The following is a 10,000-nucleotide window of genomic DNA, read 5'->3' as shown; positions in this document are numbered from 1 at the left end:
GGGGAGCATTGTTGGCGGAATGGGGCTGGTAAGACATTAACTATCCATGTTCCTTGGCCAAAATAATATAATGGAAGAGAATATTTATATTATGGTTCATTTCATAAAGTCAGTCAGTAACAAAAAATTGTTGCGACCGGCTTCTGGCTTCCAAGTAAAAAATAAGACCATGTGGGGCAAAAATTTCATTACATCGAACTTTAGAGACAAGCTCTCCTTTTTAAAAATTCAAATATTTTATTTCTGTTTATTATATTTATGATTGGGATTTTTGTGAAAAAAAAGACCTAAATATCTATTTTAAAAGAAAAATTTCAATATTTTTAAATTACCATATATATCCTAAATATAATTTAGGAATATTTTATTTAGTATTTTTTGTTATATTTAATGTTCAATAGATACTATCTAAAAATAAAAATTGAAAATTTATAAATATAGAAGATTTTCTATGAAGCAGATAGCAGCGGGTGATCTGAAAACTATTTTACATTCGAAACGGGCAAATATCTACTATTTGGAATATTGTCGGGTTTTGGTGAATGGGGGACGGGTCGAATATATTACCGATCGTGGTAACAAGTCCCTTTATTGGAATATTCCTATAGCAAATACGACCACTATTCTATTGGGCACGGGCACATCCATAACGCAGGCTGCTATGCGTGAATTGGGGAAAGCTGGTGTTTTAGTCGGATTTTGTGGTGGCGGAGGAACACCATTATTTTCTGCGAATGAGCAGGAAACAGATGTTTTGTGGTTTTCTCCACAAAGCGAATATCGTCCTACGGAATATGTGCAGGCATGGGTTAAATTCTGGTTCGACGACGAAAAACGTTTACGGGCGGCGAAGGCGTTACAATTAGCCAGAAGCAGTCGTATAAAAGAACAGTGGCTTAGGCCTTCTCTTGGTAAAAATAGTTTTTTACCTGATGAACGCCGTTTATCGGCTTTGCTTCATCAAAGCGAGCATGCGATAAAAGAGGCTTCTGATATTGCAACGCTTTTGATCGAAGAAGCCAGACTGACAAAGGCGTTGTTCAAGCTGGCATCCGAAACCGTTGGATATGGCGATTTTACCCGATCCAAAAGAGGCACTGGTGTCGATCCTGCAAACCGTTTTTTAGATCACGGAAATTATTTGGCTTATGGCCTTGGTGCTACTGCGACCTGGGTCTTGGGGCTTCCTCATGGGTTGGCGATACTGCACGGAAAAACACGCCGCGGTGGGTTGGTTTTTGATGCCGCTGATTTAGTTAAAGATGCGACTATCTTACCGCAGGCTTTTCTTTCGACGATGGCAGGCGATGAAGAATCATCTTTTAGGCAAAAATCTATAGCCGCTCTTACCCGTAGTGAATCGCTCGATTTTATGATTGATACAATCAAAAAGATTGCTTTGAGTATGGAGGCCGATCCTGCATTATGAATGTTCTATTCATCTCGCGATGCGACAACAATGCTCTGAAAGAAACGCGGCGAATCCTTGATCAGTTTGGTGAACGGAAGGGAAGTCGAAGCTGGCAAACGCCTATTACGCAAATAGGCTTGGCGACTGTTCACAAATTACTACGAAAAACAGCAAGGCGAAATACTTCTGTTGCCTGTCATTGGTTACATGGGGGTGGGCAGTGTGATTTGCTTTGGATTGTTGGGGACGCCAGCCGTTTTAATAATGAAGGCGCTATCCCGACCAATAGCACTACCCGAAATATTTTACGCCAACAGGATGAAAATGATTGGATAACCGCTGAAGACATTCAGATATTGGCGCAAATGGCGGCTTTGTTGCATGATTTAGGAAAAGCTAGCAAAGCCTTTCAACGACGTCTGCGATCAAGAGAAAACTCTCGTAATCTATACCGTCATGAATGGGTTTCTTTACGGTTGTTTCAGGCTTTCGTCGGGGACGATACGGATGAGGTCTGGTTAACCCGTCTGTTAGAAGGCAAATATTCAATAAAAGACTGGGTATCGGATGAAAAGTATAAACGAGATGGTCTCGACAAGTTAGACAAAAAAGATCGTCGCCCTTTTCAGTCTTTGCCACCAATGGCCAGAGCTATCGGATGGCTGATTGTTTCCCATCATCGTCTTCCTCTGATACCTGTTGATATTGATAAAAAAGGTCATAAAGAACAGGGCTATTTAGGGAAAAAACCGTCACGTCTATATCTTGAAACGCTTGAAGATCCCTTAAGCGAGATAGAACATTCATGGAATGAACGTGCCGTCAAAGACGATGATCTGAAAATGGTCGAAGAAAAAAAGAACACTAAATCCTATTGGGATATCGAAAGAAAAAAAACATTTCCGGTTTTTGATAAAGAATGGCAAAAAAAAGCCGCCAAACTAGCCCAACGTTTGCTAGTCTTGCAAAAGAAGCGCGATATAGAAAAAGATTGGCTTGGCAATCCCTATCTGATGCATTTGGCACGTTTGAGTCTGATGTTGGCAGATCATCATTATTCCAGTCTTCCTCCAGAATCTTTGGAGCGTTTATCTCATTCTTCCAGAGGAATAGCGAAAGAAGATCGCACTATTCTTTATGCCAATACAGATAGCCAAAGTCGGTTAAAACAGACTTTGGACGAACATCTATTAGGTGTGACAAGAGAAGCGGGTATTATTGCCTATGCTTTACCAAATTTTACTGAATATCTGCCTCGTCTTGCCAAACATAAAGGATTGAAAAAGAGAAGCTCGATTGCTCGATTTGCGTGGCAGGATAAGGCTGTAGATATGGCTACTGCGATACGCAAAAAATCTGAAAAACAAGGTGCTTTTTGTGTTTGTATGGCCTCAACAGGCACTGGAAAGACGCTTGCCTCAGCCCGCATTATCAATGCTATGGCTGATCCCGAGCAGGGTATGCGATTAACCTATGCGTTGGGATTGCGAGCGCTGACTTTACAGACTGGAAAATCTTATCAGAAAGATTTGCATCTGAATGAAGATGATCTGGCTATTATGGTTGGCGGACGTGCCAGTAAATCTCTATTCGAATATTATTCTGACAAAGCAGAAAAGTCAGGATCAGCCTCTTCTTTGGATTTATTAGAAGAGGATAGCTATATTTCTTATGACGGTTGTGAGGCGACACATCCTTTATTAAGCCGTTTAGGACATGATCCGAAAATACGAAGCCTATTGTCTGCTCCGGTTCTGGTATGCACGGTTGATCATTTGGTTCCGGCAACGGAATCGCTTCGGGGCGGGCGGCAGATAGCCCCTATGCTGCGCCTGATGGGGAGTGATCTCGTTCTGGATGAATTGGATGACTATGATCTAAAAGATTTACCGGCCTTAACGCGACTGGTTTATTGGGCGGGGATGTTAGGTAGCCGTGTTTTACTATCTTCCGCGACGTTGCCGCCTTCTTTGGTTTTGGGAATGTATCAGGCTTATCTTGCAGGTCGAAAATGCTACCAGTTCAATCACGATCCTAGTTTATCCCTTGCTGCACAGGATGTTCCTTGTCTTTGGATCGACGAGTTTGGAACCTCTTCTGCCGATTGTGTGGATGCGGCGCAATTTGAACAGGCACATGATCATTTTATAAAACAACGCAAACAAAAACTTTTGAAAAAAGAAGCCATTTGCAAAGGTGAAATTGTGCCTTTGGATGAGTTATATCAAGGTCAGGAAAAGAAGGATCTATATAAAGATTTGGCGGGTATATTACGTCAGACATCACTTGAACTGCATGGCAGATTTGCTGATAAAGATCCCGTTACAGGGAGGAAAGTAAGTTTTGGTCTGATCCGTATGGCTAATATTGAGCCGCTATTCCATGTAGCGCAAGCCTTCTTTGCCTTGGGGGGCCGCCCTGATACCCATATCCATTTATGTGTTTATCATGCACGTTTTCCCTTAATTCAGCGTTCGGCTATCGAAAATATGCTGGATACAGTGTTAAATCGTCGCGACCCGGATTTTGTCTATACTCATTCAGATATTCGAACGGCATTGGATACCAATCCAGAACAAGATCATGTTTTTATTATATTGGCCTCACCTGTTTGTGAAGTTGGGCGGGATTGGGATCTTGATTGGGCGATTGCCGAGCCGTCTTCTATGCGGGCACTGATTCAATTAGCTGGACGCGTTCAACGACATAGAAGAAAAGCGGTTGAAAAACCAAACATCGCTATTTTGAATACAGCTCTGCGTTATTTTGAAAATCCTGAAAAGGCTGTTTTTCGGCATCCCGGATTTGAGATGCCCAAAAGTAAGTATGGCGACAATGCCTACCATCTTAAAACCCATTGGATAAATGATATTTTAAGACTGGAAGAATATCAGATTATTACGGCTTTGCCGCGTATTGCACCCTTGCCTGAGGAAGAAAGAAAGACACAAGACAGATTAGCCGATCTGGAACAAGCGCGCATTTGTGATTGTATGTTGCCTAGAAAAGATCTTGGGAAGTCTATCGGTATTGGCCGCACTGCAAAGAAAATTGAGCCTAACGAAGAAATGGCAGCATTATGCTGGCAATATCCACAAGCCAGTCTGACGGGGATCTTGCCACAATGGCAGCCTTTTAGAGAAAATACGATGGAAGAAGAAACACTTTTGTTTCTGTTCGATGAAGAGGAAGAAAAATTAAAGCTGTATCTGGAGCGTAAAAATTCAGAAAATCATAATAATTTATATATGCCGGTTGATAGTGAAAAAAAACATCAAATCGAGCTACACTATGCTTCAGATATAACAGCGTGGAATGTAAAAAGTCTTGAGAGTTTATTAGAAGAACAATCAGAAAATCTTGGTATTTCTTTGCTTGAATGTTCAAAATATATGACAAAAGTCAATGTCTTAAAGGAACTTTCTGGATATTATTTCAATAATATTCTTGGTTTTTCTAAATATAAGAATTAGAGTATTTGAGGAAATGAGAGATGTTATGCGTGACAAGGCAAGGGTTCAAGTTTTTCGCCAAGCTATAACTGATTTTATTCAAAGTCGTCGGGATGAAAAGCTGAAAGGCAAGAGTGACGACGCTACCTTGATGCGCAAATATGATTATGCCGTGTGGTTAGAAGATGCAGCAAGAAGAGTCGGGCAAATTTATGCTGCCACTCATATTTCAAAAGCGATCCATTCATCAGCCAAGGCAAGTAATCTTTATGTAACGCCGGACAATTTACCGCAGAGAAACGAAATCGGATCACATCTTTTAGGCCATGATTTTGAAATTGATGTTGTCGGCAATGCGGCGGCCTTGGATGTATTTAAATTCTTGAAAACCAAAGTAGAAGGTAAGCCCTTACTGGCATGGGCGGAAGCGGGCGATCCTGATTTTAAAGTCGCGCTATCTGAAGACCCTGTACAAGCGGACAGTTGGTCTGCCGCTTTTGCTGGGCTTTTATCTTCAAATCAAAAAACACAATCCCATAGCTTGATGAAACAAATTTATTGGTTAACCGGAGAACAGCCAAGCGAGGATGAGCAGTATATTTTACTTCAACCTTTATTCCCCAGCGCTCTAGTGCATTATGTTCATCAACATATTCAAGAAATACGCTTTGGTGAAAACAATAAGGCTGCCCGTTCTGCTTTTTATAAAAAACAATCCTCTGAATTAGTGTATCGAGACTATAAAAATCTGGCTGTAAGAAAATTGGGAGGGACAAAACCTCAAAATGTATCGCAGCTTAATTCAGAGCGAGGTGGGGTAAATTATCTTTTGGCGTCTTTGCCGCCTCTTTGGAAAAGTAAAAGGCGATTGATTCCTTTAAATGCTCGGTCTGCTTTAGATGTTTTTTTCCGACAGAAAAATGTTGTTTTTATCATTGATATGTTGGTTGAATTTTTAAAAGCTAAGCAGAACGATAATAATCACCATATCCGCGGAAATCGAGAAAAATGGGTACAGAGACTGGTTGCATTGCTGGCCGATTTTGCGGCTACTGTTAAAGTAGAAATGCCTGTTGGGTGGAGTCGGGATATGAATTGTCAAATTCCGGATTATGAAAAATTATGGCTGGATTCTGAAAGAAGCCTTCTCCACCCTCGAGAGGATTTTATCGAAATCGATCAGAATTTTTGCGATGCCTATATGAAAGGTGATTGGCCTGATGAGGTGGCTCAAAATTTTGGCCGTAGATTGAATGATAAGTTAAGAGATAGCAGTATAACTATTGGTGACGATGAATATAAATATTTGGTAAAACAGGTCATTATAGATGTCGCATGGCCGATTCCACAGCGTAGAAAAGCATAGGGGGTATTTCATGCGAGCAGAACTGCCATCTTCGACTCATCTTCTGATTTTTCCTCATATCAGAGTACAGAATGCGAATGCGATTTCCAGCCCACTGACGCATGGATTTCCGTCGATTACCGCTTTTATCGGCTTTATGTGGGCATTAGAACGCAAAACATGTTCTATCGGTCTTGATATAATGTTTAATGCTGTGGGGGTCGTTTGTCATGATTTTCAAGAACAAGTGGCGGATTCCGGTTTTACCCATATTTTTAACCAGACGAGGAACCCTATAGAAAAAGATGGAAAAACAGCCCCTATTATTGAAGAAGGGCGCATCCATCTGGATATTTCTTTGCTGTTCGGTGTTTCTTATAAAGGACGCAAAGACAGCGATGAAATCGAAGAAGATTTAAAAAAAATAGCAGCCTTGGTGCAAAATATGCGGATTGCAGGGGGAAGTATTTTGCCACCATCTCAAGCTATGGTGAAACGCTATTCACCCTATTACATGGAATGGCATAGGTCTTCGGATGAAAATAAAGAGTTTCGTCAAATCTGTTATCGGCTTTTGCCTGGATACGCCTTGGTCGAAAGACCCGATCTTATCTCTGACCGCTTGAAGTCGATGCAAGAAGTAGAGCCAAAAACAACGGCTTTAGAGGCATGGCTCTCGTTATCTGGTGTCAATTGGCGATGTAAAAACGAGAATATAGAACAAGAAAGTAACAAGAAACATACCGCGGAATGGCAGCATGATCGGGATAATGGGTGGATAGTGCCTATCCCCGTTGGTTATGGTGCGATTGGCAAAGAACAAGCGGCAGGATCAGTATCTTCTGCCCGAGATAATTCTATTCCGTTTCAGTCGGTAGAGAGTCTGTTTTCTATCGGTGAATGGATAGCCCCTTTTCACTTAAAGAATCCAAATGAATTATTGTGGTATGCTTTTCCGACACAAGAAAAAGAAAGTCTGTCAGAAAAAACAGTCTATCGATGTTACAATTTTTATTACCCTGATTCATGATAATAAATGAAATTTGGTTTGTGTTCTTTGAAGATTGAAAAGGATTTTTATCATGGCTGAAGAGAAGGCTTTAAAAACGGCCTCCGTTTTATCTTTTGAACGTAAATTAGATCCTTCCGATGCCTTGTTTTTTTCGGGTCACTGGAATGACAAAGATAATGATAAGGCATGGCAGCCGATCCATTTGCGGGAGAAAGCTGTTCGAGGCACTATTTCTAATCGCCAACCTGCAAAAACCGGAAATGATCCACTCAAATTGAATGCTGCTATTGAAAATCCTAATCTGCAAACAGTGGATGTCGCAACCCTCCCTTTTGACTGTGACACATTGAAAGTAGAATTTACTCTACGCGTTTTAGGGGGTGTTAGCGAACCGGCTGCCTGTAATCATACAGGATATCGTTCAAAATTGGTTACAACAATTGGTCACTATATCGAAAATCAAGGGTTGGGTATTTTGGGACAAAGATATGCGACCAATTTGGTAAATGGCCGTTTTTTATGGCGTAATCGTTTGGGCGCGGATGCTGTATCAATCCAGATCTCTCGGTTGAAAGACGGTGAAGAGACTGCCATCGGTGTTTTTGATGCCTTGGCGCATTCGCTCCGTGTATTTGAGGATAAACCATCTTCAAAAGAACTAGAATCTTTGGCCGGTCTTATTACTGCCGGTCTTTCTGGACGAGAGCATGTCTTATTACGAATAAAGGCTTTTATTCGTATGGGGGGCGGGCAAGAGGTTTTCCCTTCACAAGAACTTCTGCTCGATAAAGATGATAAGGGGAAAGGGAAGGGAAAGAAGAGCCGTTTTCTTTATAGCGTTGGTCAAGCTGAAAATGCCGTTGCAGCCATGCATTCGCAAAAAATCGGAAATGCCTTACGGACTATTGATACATGGTATCCTGATGCGGCTACTAATGGCCCGATTGCAGTTGAGCCTTATGGCTCTGTTACAACGCAAGGAGTCGCTTATCGTCAGCCAAAGGCCAAAAAAGACTTTTATAGTTTATTGGATGCTTGGGTGTTAAAAGATAAAGAACCTACAGTCGAAGATCAGCATTTTGTGATAGCTGTATTAGTAAGAGGGGGAGTCTTTGGGGATGCTAGCTAATCCTGTCGATTCCTATCAGGATATCTATATCCTACCTAATCAGGAAATAGCTCCTCATATTATAATGGAAAAACTATTTTCTCTACTGCATTTAGAATTGGTGCGGTTGGGTAGCCAGCATATTGGTATCAGTTTTCCAGAGCATGATAATAATAAACCTTGTCTAGGAAGCCGCTTACGGTTGCATGGAACGAATGCTGACTTGCATGAGTTGGTATTGTCTGGCTGGATAACGCGCTTGGATGACTATCTTTATTGTGAGGATATTAAGTCAGTTCCAGAAATTAGCCAATATTGTGTTGTCAGTCGAGTTCAAGCGAAGAGTAGTCCTGCCCGTTTGCGCCGTCGGGCAATCCGGCGGCATGGTTTTCATGACGAAGAGGCTAAAAAGGTTATACCGGATACGGCATTCGAACGTTTGGAATTGCCTTTTATTATGACAGGTAGTTGTAGCACCAAACAGTCACGTTTCCCTGTTTTTATTTCTCATAAAATAATTCAAGATAATTTGATGAATGGTAATTTTAATTCTTATGGATTGAGTCTGGGGGCATCTGTTCCTTGGTTTTGATCCTTTTAAAAAATTTGTGAAATATGATTGTAATTCAAACGCTACCGATAACAGAGAAGCAATAAAAAATTGTATTAGGAAATCTCTATAAATGGGGATTTCCTGATATATTATTAGGTGAAGGTTTTTTATGTTCACCTTTAATAAGAAGTGGGATGCTTCTGATTTGTACTCAAAATTCTAAAAATGATCCTTTATTTTTAAAAAATAAATTCATTTTTGAAAATGAAATTTTATTTATGTTACAGTAAACGTCAGCAGAAATACTGGGTAGTATTTTTATACTTGAAATATCTGTAACGTTTGTAAATTATTTATCATTTTTATACTGAAAAAATTTATTTTTTCTGCTATGAAAAGAATAAATAATAAAAAGCAGTCAAATTTTTAAAAGCAAATCTTAATATTCGATTTCTCTTCTTAAAGACAAGATTTTAGATCATGAAAGATAAATTACCCTTTATCCTAGGTGGAGTTGCTGTTCTTATTGCTTCTGGTGTGTTTTTGTTATGTCGCTCGGGACGAGCATCCGATATTATTTCAAAGTCAATTAAATCGACATCTCCCGTAAGAATATATGCCGAAAATGCAAAAAATACTTATATAAATAATAAATTTAGTCGGCATTTTGAACATCTAGATTTTGATCATGATCAAAAAATAAGTCGCGATGAATATTTAGCTGGGCGCAAAAGAGCCTTTGAGCGACTAGATAAAAACCAGGATAATATGCTGAGTTTCGATGAGTATGCAGCTTCTGCGGTCAGACATTTTGATCAGGCAGATCAAGATCATGATGGATTTTTAAATAAAGAAGATCTGGCTTCTATAGACAGAAATAAAAATCATGAAGATATAAAATAATTTATGTTGCTTTATTTAGATATTTGGTGTTTTTAATTCTAAATTTAAAGCGCAGGGTAATAGTACCCCACGCTTTATAAGCATATATTAGATAGTGATCGTCAGATCACCTAATTTATCGGTCAATTTGTTGTTTTCTGCGTAATCGACTGGGCAAGCGATGATGGTGTGTCTATCATCGCTTGCCCAGTCGAATACGCCGAACACAACACTTTG

General features: G+C 40.1%; 7 protein-coding genes. All 7 read left to right on the top strand.

What is annotated here, in order from left to right; translation table 11 throughout:
* Positions 1 to 451: 451 nt before the first annotated feature.
* Positions 452 to 1,429, top strand: a complete 978-nt coding sequence (gene cas1f, locus LDL18_RS00035; RefSeq protein WP_296505806.1) for a type I-F CRISPR-associated endonuclease Cas1f — start codon at positions 452 to 454, stop codon at positions 1,427 to 1,429.
* Positions 1,426 to 4,884 (top strand): type I-F CRISPR-associated helicase Cas3f, encoded by a 3,459-nt coding sequence (gene cas3f / locus LDL18_RS00030; RefSeq protein WP_296505804.1) that lies wholly within the window; start codon positions 1,426 to 1,428, stop codon positions 4,882 to 4,884. The genes cas1f and cas3f overlap by 4 nt, the downstream gene beginning before the upstream one ends.
* Positions 4,885 to 4,897: 13 nt before the next feature.
* Positions 4,898 to 6,229, top strand: a complete 1,332-nt coding sequence (gene csy1 / locus LDL18_RS00025; RefSeq protein WP_296505802.1) for a type I-F CRISPR-associated protein Csy1 — start codon at positions 4,898 to 4,900, stop codon at positions 6,227 to 6,229.
* A 10-nt stretch (positions 6,230 to 6,239) separates the two neighbouring features.
* Positions 6,240 to 7,238, top strand: coding sequence for a type I-F CRISPR-associated protein Csy2 (gene csy2 / locus LDL18_RS00020; RefSeq protein WP_296505800.1), 999 nt, complete (start codon positions 6,240 to 6,242; stop codon positions 7,236 to 7,238).
* Positions 7,239 to 7,290: 52 nt separating this feature from the next.
* Positions 7,291 to 8,349 (top strand): type I-F CRISPR-associated protein Csy3, encoded by a 1,059-nt coding sequence (csy3, locus tag LDL18_RS00015; RefSeq protein WP_296505799.1) that lies wholly within the window; start codon positions 7,291 to 7,293, stop codon positions 8,347 to 8,349.
* Positions 8,339 to 8,920 carry a type I-F CRISPR-associated endoribonuclease Cas6/Csy4 gene (gene cas6f, locus LDL18_RS00010; RefSeq protein ID WP_296505797.1) on the top strand — a complete coding sequence of 194 codons (582 nt, stop codon included), beginning with the start codon at positions 8,339 to 8,341 and terminating at the stop codon, positions 8,918 to 8,920. Before csy3 ends, cas6f begins: the two co-directional genes overlap by 11 nt.
* A gap of 441 nt (positions 8,921 to 9,361) precedes the next feature.
* Complete coding sequence (locus LDL18_RS00005; RefSeq protein ID WP_296505795.1) at positions 9,362 to 9,784, top strand: histidine kinase; 423 nt, start codon at positions 9,362 to 9,364, stop codon at positions 9,782 to 9,784.
* Positions 9,785 to 10,000 lie beyond the last annotated feature (216 nt).

This window comes from Zymomonas sp. (genome assembly GCF_020216885.1).
Lineage (GTDB): Bacteria > Pseudomonadota > Alphaproteobacteria > Sphingomonadales > Sphingomonadaceae > Zymomonas.
The sequence above is the reverse complement of the archived record's forward strand: the minus strand, read 5'-3'. Positions and strand labels throughout refer to the sequence as shown.

Bases quoted from the DNA above. Each gene is read 5' to 3' on its own strand.
- cas1f (WP_296505806.1), top strand. From the start codon at position 452: ATGAAGCAGATAGCAGCGGGTGATCTGAAAACTATTTTACATTCGAAA.
- cas3f (WP_296505804.1), top strand. From the start codon at position 1,426: ATGAATGTTCTATTCATCTCGCGATGCGACAACAATGCTCTGAAAGAA.
- csy1 (WP_296505802.1), top strand. From the start codon at position 4,898: ATGAGAGATGTTATGCGTGACAAGGCAAGGGTTCAAGTTTTTCGCCAA.
- csy2 (WP_296505800.1), top strand. From the start codon at position 6,240: ATGCGAGCAGAACTGCCATCTTCGACTCATCTTCTGATTTTTCCTCAT.
- csy3 (WP_296505799.1), top strand. From the start codon at position 7,291: ATGGCTGAAGAGAAGGCTTTAAAAACGGCCTCCGTTTTATCTTTTGAA.
- cas6f (WP_296505797.1), top strand. From the start codon at position 8,339: ATGCTAGCTAATCCTGTCGATTCCTATCAGGATATCTATATCCTACCT.
- LDL18_RS00005 (WP_296505795.1), top strand. From the start codon at position 9,362: ATGAAAGATAAATTACCCTTTATCCTAGGTGGAGTTGCTGTTCTTATT.